The sequence below is a fragment of the Xanthomonas euvesicatoria pv. euvesicatoria genome (assembly GCF_020880415.1).
Taxonomy (GTDB): Bacteria; Pseudomonadota; Gammaproteobacteria; order Xanthomonadales; family Xanthomonadaceae; genus Xanthomonas; species Xanthomonas euvesicatoria.
Genome location: NZ_JAJIUJ010000119.1, coordinates 287,023 through 301,548 on the forward strand (window position 1 = coordinate 287,023; position 14,526 = coordinate 301,548).

General features: G+C 63.1%; 9 protein-coding genes. 5 read left to right on the forward strand and 4 right to left on the reverse strand.

Features of this window, described 5'->3' with window-relative positions; translation table 11 throughout:
• Nucleotides 1-333 precede the first annotated feature (333 nt).
• The gene (locus LN450_RS21865) at nucleotides 334-1,290 is read right to left on the reverse strand and encodes a LysR family transcriptional regulator (RefSeq protein ID WP_011345974.1); all 957 of its coding nucleotides are present in this window, start codon (nucleotides 1,288-1,290) and stop codon (nucleotides 334-336) included.
• A gap of 118 nt (nucleotides 1,291-1,408) precedes the next feature.
• Here LN450_RS21865 and aceB point away from each other — a divergent pair, with 118 nt between their 5' ends.
• The 4 genes from aceB to LN450_RS21885 all read left to right on the forward strand — a co-directional run bounded on the left by aceB (nucleotide 1,409) and on the right by LN450_RS21885 (nucleotide 8,355).
• Nucleotides 1,409-3,025, forward strand: coding sequence for a malate synthase A (gene aceB / locus LN450_RS21870; RefSeq protein ID WP_008572247.1), 1,617 nt, complete (start codon nucleotides 1,409-1,411; stop codon nucleotides 3,023-3,025).
• A 159-nt stretch (nucleotides 3,026-3,184) separates the two neighbouring features.
• Nucleotides 3,185-4,480 (forward strand): isocitrate lyase, encoded by a 1,296-nt coding sequence (gene aceA, locus LN450_RS21875; RefSeq protein ID WP_011345976.1) that lies wholly within the window; start codon nucleotides 3,185-3,187, stop codon nucleotides 4,478-4,480.
• Between the two features lie 299 nt (nucleotides 4,481-4,779).
• Nucleotides 4,780-5,838, forward strand: a complete 1,059-nt coding sequence (locus tag LN450_RS21880; RefSeq protein WP_011345977.1) for a GGDEF domain-containing protein — start codon at nucleotides 4,780-4,782, stop codon at nucleotides 5,836-5,838.
• A gap of 3 nt (nucleotides 5,839-5,841) precedes the next feature.
• A complete protein-coding gene (locus LN450_RS21885) occupies nucleotides 5,842-8,355 on the forward strand; it encodes a putative peptide modification system cyclase (RefSeq protein ID WP_011345978.1) in 2,514 nt (837 codons plus the stop codon).
• A 27-nt stretch (nucleotides 8,356-8,382) separates the two neighbouring features.
• On the opposite strand, the gene LN450_RS21890 is transcribed toward LN450_RS21885, so the two are convergent.
• Nucleotides 8,383-8,682, reverse strand: coding sequence for an NHLP-related RiPP peptide (locus LN450_RS21890; protein WP_008572251.1), 300 nt, complete (start codon nucleotides 8,680-8,682; stop codon nucleotides 8,383-8,385).
• Nucleotides 8,683-8,843: 161 nt separating this feature from the next.
• On the opposite strand from LN450_RS21890, the gene LN450_RS21895 reads away from it, so the two are divergent.
• Entirely contained in the window at nucleotides 8,844-10,004 is a 1,161-nt protein-coding gene (locus LN450_RS21895; protein ID WP_057680229.1) for a putative peptide maturation dehydrogenase, read from the forward strand.
• 229 nt (nucleotides 10,005-10,233) lie between these two features.
• Here the strand turns inward: LN450_RS21895 and LN450_RS21900 are convergent, their stop codons facing one another.
• Both LN450_RS21900 and LN450_RS21905 read right to left on the reverse strand, forming a co-directional pair.
• Nucleotides 10,234-12,318 (reverse strand): S9 family peptidase, encoded by a 2,085-nt coding sequence (locus tag LN450_RS21900; protein WP_011345981.1) that lies wholly within the window; start codon nucleotides 12,316-12,318, stop codon nucleotides 10,234-10,236.
• Nucleotides 12,319-12,417: 99 nt separating this feature from the next.
• Entirely contained in the window at nucleotides 12,418-14,445 is a 2,028-nt protein-coding gene (locus LN450_RS21905; protein ID WP_011345982.1) for an acetyl/propionyl/methylcrotonyl-CoA carboxylase subunit alpha, read from the reverse strand.
• Nucleotides 14,446-14,526 lie beyond the last annotated feature (81 nt).

Here is a 14,526-nt window from a genome sequence, read left to right on the forward strand (position 1 = left end):
TGAGTCAGCTCAGCCGCGCGTCCTGCAGGGCATCGGCAAGTTTCCCCCAACCGACGGCACGGCGATGCGCGGCACGCCGGCGCTTAGTGTATGCATGGCGACGCGCTGCGATCAGGTTGGCGATCAACGCGCGCAGGCAATGCGTCCTGACGTGAGGGGTAGATGGTCCGATGCAGGTCACGGCATCTTGTCGCGTTCGCTCGCATTGCTGCACGGCACACACGTTTGGCGCGCTTGATCCAGCGTCTTCCGGCGGATGCGCGTGATGGATGGCGCGACGCGTGCTCGCATGGCCGCAATGCCAGACGATGACGTCGGGCTATGGCGAACGACTCAACGCTCCGAATCGCCGCTCTCGTCATAGCCACGCGGCGTGAACAGATCCGGCTGAATCAGCTCGATAAACGCGCGTGCTTGCGGCGACAGATACTTGCCCTTGCGCACCACCACGCCGTAGCTACGGGTCGGGAAAAAATCTTTCAGCGAGCGCGTGGCCAGCTTGTCGCGGTCGGCGTCGGTGAGGCAGATCGCAGTGACGATGGAAATACCCATGCCCATCGCCACGTATTGCTTGATCACCTCCCATCCGCCCACCTCCAGTGCCACGGTGTAGGGCACGCGCGCCTGCTGAAAGACCAGATCGACCAGGCGGTAGGTCACCTGCCGGCGCGGCGGCAGGATCAATGGATATGGCGACAGATCCTGCAGCGAGACCTCGGCCTTGCCGGCCAATGGATGATCGGGCGGGGTGATCAGCAATTGCTCGAAACGGTAGACCGGCGCGTAGTTGAGGTCGGCCGGCACATCCAGCATCGAGCCAACCGCCAGGTCCACCGCATCTTCACGCAGCAGGTCGGTGCCATCGGCGCTGATGGCGTTGTGCAGGGTCAGCCGCACGTCCGGATGGCGCGCCCGGAAGTTGGCCACGATGCGCGGCAGCAGGTACAGGATGGTGGAACTGTTGGCGGCGATATTGAGCTCGCCGGCATCCAGCCCGCGCACCTTTTCGCGAAAGCTCGCTTCCAGCCCATCCAGGCTTTCCACCAGCGGTTGCGCCATGTCGTACAGCAACTGACCTTCGCGGCTGGGTGCCATGCGTCGCCCGGAGCGTTCGAACAACGGCACGCCCAGATCACGCTCCAGTGCCTGCAGCTGCAGGGTCACGGCCGGCTGGCTGACATAGAGCGCCTCAGCGGCCCGTGAGACAGAGCCCAGCCGCACCGTCTGGCAGAATGCGCGTAACGGTTTGAGGCGATCAGATTTGTAGGAAAATCGCGGGGTTGGCGCCATGAGCGTGCGTTGCGCTGGTCTAATATAAGTCGAGCTTATTTACAGCATTGATAAAACTGCTTTGTCAAATAGTTGTATCGGGCGCACGGTGCAGGTCCGGATGCACAAGGACTCCCACATGGCTGCCACCGCGTTTGCTCCCCGTCCCACCGACCACGCCACGCCCGGCATTGCGCTGACCACCCAGATCGCCGGCCAGGCGGAGCTGCTGCCGGCCGCTGCGCTGGCCCTGCTGGTTTCGCTGCACCGGGCGATCGAGCCCGGCCGCCAGCAGCGTCTGGCCCAGCGGCGCCAGCGCCAGGCCGCTTTCGATGCCGGTCAGCTGCCGGACTTCCGTACCGATACCCAGGCCATCCGCGCCGGCGATTGGCGCGTGGCTCCCCTGCCGGCGGCACTGCAGGACCGCCGTGTCGAAATCACCGGCCCGACCGACCCGAAGATGGTCATCAACGCGCTGAACTCCGGCGCCAAGGTGTTCATGGCCGACTTCGAAGATTCCACCGCGCCGACCTGGCGCAACCTGCTGGCCGGCCAGCGCACCCTGGCTGCGGCGGTGCGCGGTGACCTCAGCTTCGATGCGCCCAACGGCAAGCACTACGCCCTGCGCCCGGAGGCCGAACGTGCAGTGCTGATCGTGCGCCCGCGCGGCTGGCACCTGGACGAAAAGCACGTGTTGATCGACGGCCAGCCGCTGGCCGGCGGCCTGTTCGATGCGGCGCTGTTTGCCTTCCACAATGGCCGTGCGTTGCTGGCCAAGGACCGCGGCCCGTACCTGTACCTGCCCAAGCTGCAGAGCATGGAAGAAGCCGCCCTGTGGGACACCGCGCTGGCGCATATCGAAGCGATGCTGGGCCTGCCGCATGGGCAGATCAAGGTCACCGTGCTGATCGAAACGCTGCCGGCGGTGTTCGAGATGGACGAAATTCTCCACGCGCTGCGCGAGCGCATCGTGGGCCTGAACTGCGGGCGTTGGGACTATATCTTTTCCTACCTGAAAACCTTTCGTGCGCACCGCGACCGCGTGCTGCCCGAACGCGGCCAGGTCACCATGACCCAGCCATTTTTGAAGGCCTATTCGGAGCTGTTGATCAAGACCTGCCATCGCCGCGGTGCGCATGCGATGGGCGGCATGGCCGCGCAGATTCCGATCAATCACGATGAAGCCGCCAACGAACAGGCCATGGCCCGCGTGCGTGCCGACAAGTTGCGCGAAGTGACCGCCGGCCACGATGGCACCTGGGTGGCGCATCCGGCGCTGATTCCGGTGGCGATGAAACTGTTCGACGAACACATGCCCACCGCGCATCAGCAGCATGTAGTGCGCAATGACGTGCAGGTGACGCGCGACATGTTGATCGCGCCCTCGCCGGGCAATGTCACCCGCGCCGGGTTCGAAGGCAATGTCGAAGTGTGCGTGCGCTATCTGGCGGCCTGGCTGGACGGCAATGGCTGCGTGCCGATCCACCACCTGATGGAAGACGCCGCCACGGCCGAAATCAGCCGCGCGCAGCTGTGGCAATGGTTGCATCACGGCCAGCACCTGGATGATGGCACCGCCATCGATCAACACTTGCTGCAGGCCACCTTGCGCGCACTGCCTGCACGGCTGGGAACCGCCACCGCGCTGCCCGGCGCTGCACGGATCGATGAAGCGATCGCCTTACTCGAAGAGTTGAGCCGCGCCGACGAACTGGCGGACTTCCTTACCGTACCGGCGTACCGCCTTATCGATTGATTTCACCCTGCGGAGACGCCTGCCACCGGCGTCGCGCAGGCTCCACTTCAACGCATTCCAACGCCCGTTGCGCACGCACGCGCAACGACGGCCTTGCCATGCCGCATGCCCACCATTCCTTCCTCGTTCCATCCGTCGTACCTCTCAGGAGAACGCAAGATGAGCACCACACTGCAAAGCGCCGAACAACTGCAGCAGGACTGGTCCAACAACCCGCGCTGGAGCGGCATCACCCGCAATTACAGCGCTGCCGATGTGGTGCGCCTGCGTGGCACCGTGCATGTCGAGCACTCGCTGGCGCGGTTGGGCGCGGAAAAATTGTGGACCTCATTGCATGCCACGCCGTTCGTCAATGCGCTGGGCGCATTGACCGGCAACCAGGCCATGCAGCAGGTCAAGGCCGGCTTGAAGGCGATTTACCTGAGCGGCTGGCAGGTTGCCGCCGACGCCAATCTGGCCGGGCAGATGTATCCGGACCAATCGCTGTACCCGGCCGATTCGGTGCCGGCGGTGGTCAAGCGCATCAACAACACCTTGCTGCGCGCCGACCAGTTGCACCATGCCGAAGGCAACGATGCCATCGACTTCCTGCAGCCGATCGTGGCCGACGCCGAAGCCGGTTTCGGTGGCGTGCTCAACGCCTTCGAACTGATGAAGGCGATGATCGAAGCCGGCGCGGCTGGCGTGCACTTCGAAGACCAACTGGCCTCGGTCAAGAAGTGCGGCCACATGGGCGGCAAGGTGCTGGTGCCCACGCGTGAGGCGATCGAAAAATTGAATGCCGCGCGCCTGGCTGCCGACGTGCTGGGCGTGCCGACGGTGCTGATCGCACGCACCGACGCCGAAGCCGCCGACCTGATCACCAGCGACGTGGATGCCAACGACCAACCGTTCACCACCGGGCAGCGCACGGTCGAAGGCTTCTTTAAGACCCGCAATGGCCTGGACCAGGCGATCAGCCGCGGCTTGGCCTATGCCCCGTACGCCGACCTGATCTGGTGCGAAACCGGCAAGCCGGACCTGGAATTTGCGCGTGCGTTTGCGCAGGCCATCCATGCCAGGTTCCCCGGCAAATTGCTGGCCTACAACTGCTCGCCGAGTTTCAATTGGAAGAAGAATCTGGACGATGCCACCATCGCCAAATTCCAGACCGAACTGGCGAGCTATGGCTACAAGTTCCAGTTCATCACCCTGGCTGGCTTCCACGCCTTGAACTACGGCATGTTCCATCTGGCGCACGGCTATGCGCGCCGGCAGATGAGTGCGTTCGTCGAATTGCAGCAGGCCGAGTTCGAAGCGGCGGAGAGGGGATTTACCGCAGTCAAGCACCAGCGCGAAGTAGGCACCGGCTATTTCGATGCAGTGACGCAGGCGATCCAGCAGGGGCAATCGTCCACCACCGCCTTGCGTGGCTCCACCGAAGAAGCGCAATTCCATAGCGACAAGGCGGCCTGATGGCTGGCGGCACCGCAACGGCAGCGGCTGTACATGAGGCAATGCAGTGCAGCGACACCTGGCGCTGAGTTGATGCAGCTGTTGCTACAGCAATAGCCGACCAAGGCAGATTCAACCGGCGCCACATTGCGCCACCCTGGGAGGGGGAAGGGCTCGGAGAACCGAGCCCTTTTTTTACGTCCGATACCCGTCAATTCGTCTCTTTCTTGGTGAGAAATAGTGTGATCTGGTGCTGAACAAGGGGGTCCTGTAGGATTTGTCCATGGGCTAATGGTGCAGGCTGGCCTAAGGGAAAACCGATGACGTGCCACAACACCGCAGGCGCACTCGAGCCGACAGGGAACGTTGCCAAAACGGTCCCCGATGGGCTGCATGCGCTGATGACTGCCGAGGAACTGGCGTTTTTCGCCCGTTTCGGCCGTTCGCGTGAGGTGTCCGCGGGCCAGTCGCTGTTCGAGCGCGGTGCGGTGGGCACGCAGATGTACATCGTTGTCAGCGGCCAGATCGACCTGGATTTCGGCGAGGACCTGATGCTCAAGCATCTGGGCCCGGGAGAATTCTTCGGCGAGCTCGGCCTGCTGATCGGCGATCACGCGCGCAGCGCCGGCGCCAGCGCCTCCACCGACAGCCGTCTGATCGAGCTGGCACACGAGGATTTCCAGCGTCTGGTCGACCAGGACCCCTCGGTGGTGGCGCACTTCCTGCGCCGCTCCATCGTGCGGGTGGTCAACAACGAACAATTGCTGATCCGCCAGCTGCGCCGCCGCAACCACGATCTGGAAGCGGCGCTGGACAACCTCTACGTCACCTCGCACCAGCTCAACCACACCGAAGAACTGAGCCGGACCGACGAGCTCACCGGCCTGCACAACCGGCGCGGGCTGGCGTTGCACCTGCAGGAATGCCGGCGGGCCGGCCACGTGCCGGGTGTGGGCCTGATCCTGATCGACTGCGACCGTTTCAAGCGCATCAACGACGAGTTCGGTCACCTGGCAGGCGACCGCGTGCTGCAGAACGTGGCGCATGCCCTGCGTTCAGTGATCGCCGAAGGCGACCTGGCCTGCCGTCTCGGCGGCGACGAATTCTGCGTGCTCGTCGCACAAGGCACCAGCGAGCTGGTGCACCACATCGGCGAATGCATCGTGCGCGCGGTGGAAGCGCGGCTGTGCAACGGCCAGGGCGAACAAGGCTGCTCGGTCAGCGTAGGCTCGTGCATGATCGACGCGGACGCGGCCTGGAACGACTGGTACACGCTCGCCGACAGCGCCTTGTACCAGGCCAAGCGGCAGGGCGGCAATGTGCTGTGCATGCAGGAGACGCTGGCCCTGGATCAACCGCCTGCCACCGGTCACCGCTGAGCGATGAGCAGCCGCACCCACGCACGCAAGTACGCGTCGTCGGAAGCGATCCAGGCGCCGCGGCTGCGCACCTTGCTGTTGACCGATCTCTGCGATTCGACCGCGCTGGTCGAACGTATCGGCGACAACGCCGCGGCCGCCTTGTTCCGCGAGCACGACCGCCTGGTGGTCAAGCTGCAGCAGCACTGGCGCGGCCGCCTGATCGATCGTTCCGACGGGCTGCTGCTGCTGTTCGACCGCCCCATCGATGGCCTGGGTTTCGCGCTGGATTACGCGCGCGGGCTCAAGACGATGGGCGATGCGCATGCGCTCACGCTCTGCGCACGCCAGGGCCTGCATGTGGGCGAAGTGCTGACCTGGCGCAATAGCGACGAAGCGATCAGCATCGGCGCCAAGCCGCTGGAAGTCGAAGGGCTGGCCAAGCCCACCGCCGCACGCCTGATGTCGATGGCACGGCCGGGGCAGATCTTGCTCTCGGCGGTGGCCGAGTCGTTGACCCATCGCGCCGCACGCGAACTCGGAAACCGGGCCGACCGGTTATTGTGGAAATCGCACGGGCGCTGGCGCTTCAAAGGCATGCCCACCGCGATGGAGATCTACGAAGTCGGCGAAGTCGGCCTGACTCCCCTGCGCATGCCGAAGAATTCGGCAAAAGCCTGGCGCGATGTGCCGCTGTGGCGCAGGCCGGCCGCGTTGGTGGCTGAGGTGGGGGTGGTGCTGGGGATTGGTTTCGCAATCTGGCTCTTTGCACGGCCGCAACCAGCGCTCGCGTTTGCAGAACGCGACTGGGTGGTTGTCGGGACGGTCCGCAACCTCACCAATGACGTGATGCTGGACGGAGCACTCGATCAGGCATTTCGGATCAGCCTGGAGCAGTCGCGATACGTCAACGTTCTCAGTGAAGACAGAACACTGAAACTGTTAGCACTGATGCGCAAAGATCCCACCAAAGATCCGCTGGACCGCAAGAACGCGTCGGATGTCGCATTACGCACCGGTGCGAGAGCGGTGTTACTTCCTTCCGTGGGTTACGTTGGGGGGCGCACACGTTTCGTCGTGGAAGTGGTCGACCCGAAAACTCAGCAGACTGTTGCTGTAAGTACCGCATTCGGCTCAAATCCGTCGATTCTTTCTGCTGTTGATACAGTGACGGGCGAACTGAGGACGCAGCTCGGCGAAAACCGTGACAGTATTCGACAAAACAGTCCTGCCTTGCCGGATGTCACCACATCTAGTCTCGATGCGTTGCGCGCTTATGCATTGGGACAACAACGATACTCGGAAGGGAAATACGGTGCTGCTTTGGATTTCTTCCAGAAAGCAGTCGATATCGATCCGCACTTTGCGCTGGCCTGGCTTGGTCAAGTGCGCGCCCATTTTGCCAATGTCGATTACAAGAAGGCGACCGAAACGCTTAGGGTTGCTGAGCAATTCAAGTCCAGGCTCCCCCCGCGCGAGGCGCTTTACGTAAAAAGCTGGGGCGTGCAGATTCTCGATCCAGCGCAGGCGGCCGATTTCTGGATACAGATGGCGGAGTTGTATCCCGACTATGCACCTGCCCAAGCGAACGCAGCGATGGACTTGTTCGTCGCTAATCGGTTCGCTGACGCTCTGCCGTACGCGCGTGCTTCGGCGCAGGGGAAGTACGATCTTTCCAGCGTATCGCTCGATATGTATGGGCGTATCTTGCTGGCTCTTGGTCAATACGACCAAGCCGATCAGGCAGTGAGAAAGGCGGTCGGATCAGGATGGAATGGCGCGCTGCTGCGTCAGGCTGCTGTCGCGGCTGCGAAGCGTGACTACTCGGGCGCACGCGATGCGCTTGCTCGAGTCGACAAGACGAATTTCCATGCCGATATCACGCGAACCACTATCGCTCTTGATGAAGGGGATCTGCACGCGGCGGTCGCGCATGCCCAAGTCGGACTGAGCGCAGGATTGAACAGGAGAGGAACTGATCGGATCAACTATTACGTCCCGCTAGCAACTGCGTTGCTTGCCTCCGGGCAGCGACCAAAAGCCGCGGAGGTCGCCGAAGAGGGGGCAAGGTTGGCATTGCGGGATTTAGGCGCAGATGTCCCAATCGATAGGATCGACAACCTGTCCACCGCATTGGCTGCCGCGCTCATCATGGCCCGCACCGGCGATACCCAAGGTGCCGCTAGGGTCCGGCAGCAGGTCAAGGTGGCGCCACTGGCCTACGCCAACCGCTTGGTGGTGGAACTGGGTGCGGTTGTCGATGCGGAAATTCTATTAGCCGAGCAGCGGCCAGACGATGCATTCCGCATGCTCAGTCCCTATCTGGATTCGATGTCGCGATTTCAGACAAGGGCAACCGCAATGCGCGCTGCCCAACTTGGACAGCGTAACGCAGATGCGCGGATTCAACACGACTGGATCCGCCAGCATCGAGGTTTGGCTTACGCGGAGATCGAATGCGGATACTGTCTGCAGCCGCTCAATCTGGTGGATCTTAGAACAGCAGAAGATTCGTGGATAGCAGAGACGCAGGGGTGAACCTGCAGCGTGCCAAAAAGCTGTCCTTTATTTGAGCGTCCTATCGCCGTTGTAACCGGCATCCAGCTGAGGGACGATGTGTGAGGTCCCAGACGTCAGCATGGTGTTGATCTGCTCACGCGCACCTGCGATTACATCCTTATCTGCCAACTGGATATTGCATGCGCAATCGCGAACGAATGCCTCGATGTCGTCGCCAGGTGCGGCGATGTGCCCAACCTGTCGTAGTGCCTCTAATGTGTCTGAGACGAATAATGCACGAAAGGCATCATCGGTAGACAGTAGATCGATCAGGTTGCTTGCAACAGCAGGTTCAAGCTTCAGCATTGGCATCGCTGGCACTTCAGTGGGATGAAGTAACACATAGCGGCTCTAACGGGGCTGGCTTGAGCGGCATCACGCATTGGCTCAAGTTAGGCAACGGCGGGGCGTTATCCCTGGAGCAGAAATATCTGCACACGGTGTACCTCAGATCGCTGGAGAAGATGATGCTGGTCAAGCGTTGCGCAATTGTCGTGCTGGAGCCACGTGAGACCGTGTCTTACACATTGGACAGTCTTCTACGAGGCGGCAATGGGCTGGACCATTCGATGCAGTGGTTTGCGCTCGCGCCGCATCTCGATGCCCCGGTGGCCGTGTCAGAAGCTCAGCGGGCGTTGCTGGGTGAGCTTAGTCCCTCGCACTGGACGACCCGCTTGCCATACGAGAGTGAAGCGCTTGACGGCTTGATCGCGCAGGGCCTGGTGCTGGAGGAACAAACGCAAGGCAGCAGGTTTGCTAAAGCCGATTCGCGTCTGAGGGCCTCGCACTGGCATCCGCTTGCCGCGGTGCTGCACGCATTTACGCGATGGGATGGGGTAGATGCGGTCAAGAACACCCGGGATTCTGGCACCGATACAGCGGTGGCAATGCGGCGTGTCTTGGGGCCTGCGCCTCCGGAAGTGTTGCCGGCAAATGACCGTCGAACACTCATCGGCCTGCCGCCCATGGTCGCAAACGATTTCGATGACCTGCTGGGACGGCGTGTCACTTGTCGTAATTTCGATCAGAGCAGACCCGTTCCTCTACCGACGTTCGCCCACATGTTGCAGCGGGTGTTCGCTGCTCATGCCAAGGTAAAGGTGGGCGATGACCTGGTTTTTCTTAAAAAGAATGTGCCTTCCGGTGGTGGCTTGCATCCTATCGAGGCATACATTTTGGTGAGGAACGTCCAAGATCTGGAATCTGGCGTCTACCACTATCGTGCAGATAGTCACGCCTTAGAGCGTATGTCAGGTCTTGAGTGCTCCGATGACTTCGTCATGCAGGCTGTAGGACAGCAACACTGGTTCGCAGACGCGCATGTACTGGTTGCCTTGGTGCCGGGCTTTGATCGAACCTTCTGGAAATACAGGCAGCATGCCAAAGGGTATCGCGTGGTTGCGTTGGAAGCCGGGCACTTGTCGCAGACGCTGTATCTGGCGGCAACCGACCTCGGTTTGGGGGCGTTTATCACCGGTGCGGTGAACGAAAAACATCTTGAGCGCGCGCTTGGTTTGGACCCGACTTCGCAAGGCGTTCTCGCCGTATGCGGCTTTGGCTGGCGCGCCACGACCATGGTGACGGCAGAGCTGGATCCTATGGGTGCGATTTGGTCCGCAGCGACTTGAGACGTATCGGACAATCGCGTGAGGTCAGTTTGCTCGCTTTCTCGCTATGTCCGAGCGTGTGCCGTTGACGTATTGGTAGCTGCCCTTGATACACCCGGTTTACCCGCCGGTATCTGGCGCCGCTTACTGACAATCCGAGCCGCGCTCCGGTGTTTCGTAGCACCTGCGAAGGCCGACGGCAGAGTGCCGTCGGCTTTCGTTTCCCGGCTAAAGCAAGTCACGCGCAGGCTTACTTCCGAATCGCCTGCGTATGCGTCTTCAAGGCCTCGCTCAGGCCGTTGATCTTGTCGGCGCCTTCCGGGACGGTGATGCTGGAGCCTTCCAGGTCCGCACCGATCGGTTGCACGCGGCCGCCCAGGCACTGGCTCAGGAAGCTTTCGGTCACGGCGTTGAAGGCCTTGCTGTTTTCCGGGCGGCGGAAGCCGTGGCCTTCGTCGGGGAACAGCACGTAGGTGACCGGAATGTTCTTGGCCTTCATTGCGTTGACGATCTGGTCGCTTTCGGCCTGCTTGACGCGCGGGTCGTTGGCGCCCTGGCCGATCAACAGCGGCTTGCTGATCTTGTCGACATGGGTCAGCGGAGAACGGTCGGTCAGCCACTGCTTGCCGGCTTCGGTGGCGGGGTCGCCCATGCGCCGGGTCAGCTGCTTGTAGAAGCTGGCCCAGTAGGGCGGCACGGTGCCGAGCAAGGTGTTGAGATTGGCCGGGCCCACGATATCCACGCCGCATTTGAAGGCGTCCGGGGTAAACGTCATGCCGACCAGCGTGGCATAGCCGCCGTAGCTGCCGCCCATGATGGCGACCTCGTCCGGTTTGGTGACGCCTTGCTTGACCGCCCATTGCACCGCGTCGAGCAGGTCCTCGTGCATCTTGCCGGCCCACTCGCCATTGCCGGCGTTGGTGAATGCCTTGCCGAACCCGGTGGAGCCACGGAAGTTCACCGACAACACCGCATAGCCGCGGTTGGCCAACCATTGTTCGTACGGCCCGTAGCCGTAGCTGTCGCGCGCCCACGGGCCGCCGTGCACGAACAGCACCAACGGCACCGGCTTGTCGGCCTTGCCGTCGTGGTTGGCATCGGCTTCGGCCGGCAGGGTGAGGTAGCTGATCAGCTTGAGGCCGTCGCGTGCGGTCAGCTCCTGTGGCCACATCGGCACCAGCGGCTTGCCCTCCAGTGCGGGCCGTGCGGAGAACAGCTTGGTCAGCTTGCCGCCATCGGCGCGATCGTAGCGGTAGTACGTGAGCGGGGTTTCTGCCGCGGAATAGCCCACGATCCAGATGCGGTCGTCGAGCGTGCGCGCGGCCACGCTGGCATCGCCGCCGCCAAGGGATTTGAGTTTCTGCAGATCCGCGGCAATGCCGTTGTCCAGCGGCTTCCATTCTTCGCGCAGGTAGTCGGTGGACACCGCCTGCACCGCCCCGGTCTTGGGGTCATTCAAGGTGGCGCCGACGTCGGCGCGCGGGTTTTCGAACAGCAGCGTGCGTGTATTGCTGGCCGTGTCGATGGCATACAGCGCTGCAGTGTCGCGGTTGCGCGAATCCTGCATGTACAGCGTCTTGCCATCCTCGGTCAGGCCCTCCGGCGCGGTATTGGTGACGTCCTCGAACGGAATGCGGTCCACGCTCTTCCAGCGGTTGCCATCGGGCACCAGCAACTCCCTGCCGGCATCGTCTGTCGCGCGCGTGGCGTAGCGCAGCTGGTAGTCGCCATCGAGCAGGTACGCATCCAGGCTGTCGGTGTTCTTCTGCACCAGCGTGCGCTTGCCGGAGGCCAGGTCCACGCGGTACAGGTCGTGCCACTTGGCATCGCGGTCGTTCATGCCGACCATGATCGATTCGGGATGTTGTGCGCTGACCCGATACACCTCGGCATTGGTCTTCTTGAACGGAGTGAGATCCTTGCTGCTGCCGTCAGCCAAATTGACCGAAAACAGGTGGAAATCTTCATCGCCGCCGTTGTCGCGCAGATACAGCAAGGTATTGGGTTGGTAGGTCCAGAAGTAATTGCGAATGCCGCGTGCGGTGTCCTTGGTGATCGCACGCGCCTGGTCGGGCGCATCCACCGGCGCAACCCAGACATTGAGCACGCCCGCCAACGGCGCCACCCAGCTGAGGTACTTGCCGTCCGGACTGATGCTGACATTGGCCCGCTCGGGATTGCCGAACAGCGCATCGCGGGTGATCAGCGCAGGCGGCGCTGCGGGCGCTGCTGCCGCCGGTGCAGGTGCTGCCGCTTTCTCGGGAGCGGGCGCAGGTTTGTCGCTGCACGCAGACAGCGCGAGCAGCATGCTGGAAACAAGAAGCAGGCGTTGCATGGGAACTCCGGTGGCAAGGCGGCCGAACCGGCCGATTTGCCACGCTAGCGGCAGCGTGCGCGCAGGCGAACGTGCCGTTGGTCACCCTGCCATGCGCCGCTACGCAGACGCGGACACAAATTCCACCAGCGCCGCACCGTCGTTCACCAGGTCGCCTTCGGCCACCAGGTACGCCTGCACGGTGCCATCGCTGGGCGCGTGCAGGGTGTGCTCCATTTTCATCGCTTCCAGCACCACCAGTGCCTGCCCACGGGCGACCGGCTGGCCTACTGCTGCGGGCAGGGCCACGATGCGGCCGGGCATCGGTGCGGTCAGTCCGCCGGTGTCCTGGGTGGGCTGGTCGGCTTCTGCCAGTGCATCGTGGTGACGGAAGACGGCCCGCTGCGTGGCCCCGATCAGGGTCAGCGTGGCGCCGTCGCGCAACACCTGTGCACGCCATTGCCGGCCGTCCATCTCCACCCGCACGCCCGTCTCGTGCGGGTGGTAGCGCACGGCATGCGTCTGGCCTGCGTCGGTGACTTGCCAGCCATCGGCATCCGGGCGCACAGCGAGTTGGCGGCGCTCGCCGTTTGCTTCCAGGACGATGCGCTGCGCTGCATGCGCACCGATGCGCCAGCCGTCCGCGTGCTGCCACGGCGAATGCGGATCGGCCGGATCAACGGCCGCTGGCGGCAATGCATCGGCAATCAACACCGCTGCCAAGCACCACCAGGCGTTGTCGGGGCTGCGCGCCTCTGGAAACAGCACGGCGTGTTCGCGCTCGATCAAGGCGGTGTCCAGATTCGCCGATGCGAACGAATCGGTCGCGATCAGGCGCGACAGAAATGCACTGTTGGTGGTGACCCCTACTGCGTGGAATTGCGCCAATGCCGCGCGCATGCGGGCCAATGCAGCCGTGCGATCGGTATCCCAGACGATCAGCTTGGCGATCATCGGGTCGTAGTACGGGCTAATGGTGTCGCCTTGCTCCACGCCTGCATCGACGCGCACATGCGCGCTGGCAGCAGGCATCTGCAACTGACGCAGCGTGCCGGTGGACGGCAGGAAACCGCGCTCGGCATCTTCGGCGTACAGGCGCGCTTCCAGTGCATGCCCGTGGATGCGCAGCTCGTGCTGCCTGCGCGGCAAGCGTGCGCCAGCGGCAACCCGCAATTGCCACTCGACCAGGTCGGTGCCGGTGATCAATTCGGTCACCGGGTGCTCCACCTGCAGACGGGTATTCATTTCCATGAAATAGAAATCGCCGTCCGGGCCGGCGATGAATTCCACCGTGCCGGCACCGACGTAGCCCACCGCCTGTGCCGCATCTACCGCCGCCTTGCCCATCGCCGCGCGCCTGGCTTCACTCATGCCCGGTGCGGGCGCTTCTTCCAGCACCTTCTGGTGGCGGCGCTGCACCGAGCAGTCGCGTTCGAACAGGTACACCACCTCGCCATGCGTATCGCCGAACACCTGGATTTCGATATGCCGCGGCCGCTGGACATATTTCTCCACCAGCACGTGCGCGTTGCCGAATGCCGACTGCGCTTCACGCTGGCAGCTCGCCAGCGCGTCTTCGAACGCTGCGCTGGTATCCACCCGACGCATGCCCTTGCCGCCACCGCCGGCACTGGCCTTGATCAACACCGGGTAGCCGATGGCGTCGGCTTGCGCACGCAGGAATGCCGGTGCCTGCTCGTCGCCGTGGTAGCCCGGTGTCAGCGGCACGCCGGCCCGTTGCATCAGTGCCTTGGCCGCACTCTTGTCGCCCATCGCCCGGATCGCCGCCGCCGGTGGGCCGATGAAGACGATGCCAGCGTGTGCGCAAGCCTCGGCAAATGCCGCGTTTTCCGACAGGAACCCATAACCGGGATGGATCGCCTGCGCACCGGTGGCGCGTGCCGCTTGCAGGATTGCTTCGCCCCGCAGATAGCTCTGCTGCGCGGGCGCGGCGCCGATGTGCACCGCCTCGTCCGCCATGCGCACATGCCGTGCATTGCGGTCTGCATCCGAATACACCGCCACCGTCGCAATGCCCAGGGTGCGGCAGGTGGCGATGACCCGGCAGGCAATCTCGCCGCGATTGGCGATCAGGATCTTGTCGAAGGGCGCTTGCGTTGCTGCGGCGATAGGGTCGCGCTGGGTCATCGGATCAGTCTCTGCACGTCGCCGTAGCGGCGGGTCGTCTTACGAAGATAAACGGCTTGCCTGTTGCACACCGACATCGAG

Bases quoted from the DNA above. Each gene is read 5' to 3' on its own strand.
- LN450_RS21865 (WP_011345974.1), bottom strand. From the start codon at position 1,290: ATGGCGCCAACCCCGCGATTTTCCTACAAATCTGATCGCCTCAAACCG.
- aceB (WP_008572247.1), top strand. From the start codon at position 1,409: ATGGCTGCCACCGCGTTTGCTCCCCGTCCCACCGACCACGCCACGCCC.
- aceA (WP_011345976.1), top strand. From the start codon at position 3,185: ATGAGCACCACACTGCAAAGCGCCGAACAACTGCAGCAGGACTGGTCC.
- LN450_RS21880 (WP_011345977.1), top strand. From the start codon at position 4,780: ATGACGTGCCACAACACCGCAGGCGCACTCGAGCCGACAGGGAACGTT.
- LN450_RS21885 (WP_011345978.1), top strand. From the start codon at position 5,842: ATGAGCAGCCGCACCCACGCACGCAAGTACGCGTCGTCGGAAGCGATC.
- LN450_RS21890 (WP_008572251.1), bottom strand. From the start codon at position 8,682: ATGCTGAAGCTTGAACCTGCTGTTGCAAGCAACCTGATCGATCTACTG.
- LN450_RS21895 (WP_057680229.1), top strand. From the start codon at position 8,844: ATGCTGGTCAAGCGTTGCGCAATTGTCGTGCTGGAGCCACGTGAGACC.
- LN450_RS21900 (WP_011345981.1), bottom strand. From the start codon at position 12,318: ATGCAACGCCTGCTTCTTGTTTCCAGCATGCTGCTCGCGCTGTCTGCG.
- LN450_RS21905 (WP_011345982.1), bottom strand. From the start codon at position 14,445: ATGACCCAGCGCGACCCTATCGCCGCAGCAACGCAAGCGCCCTTCGAC.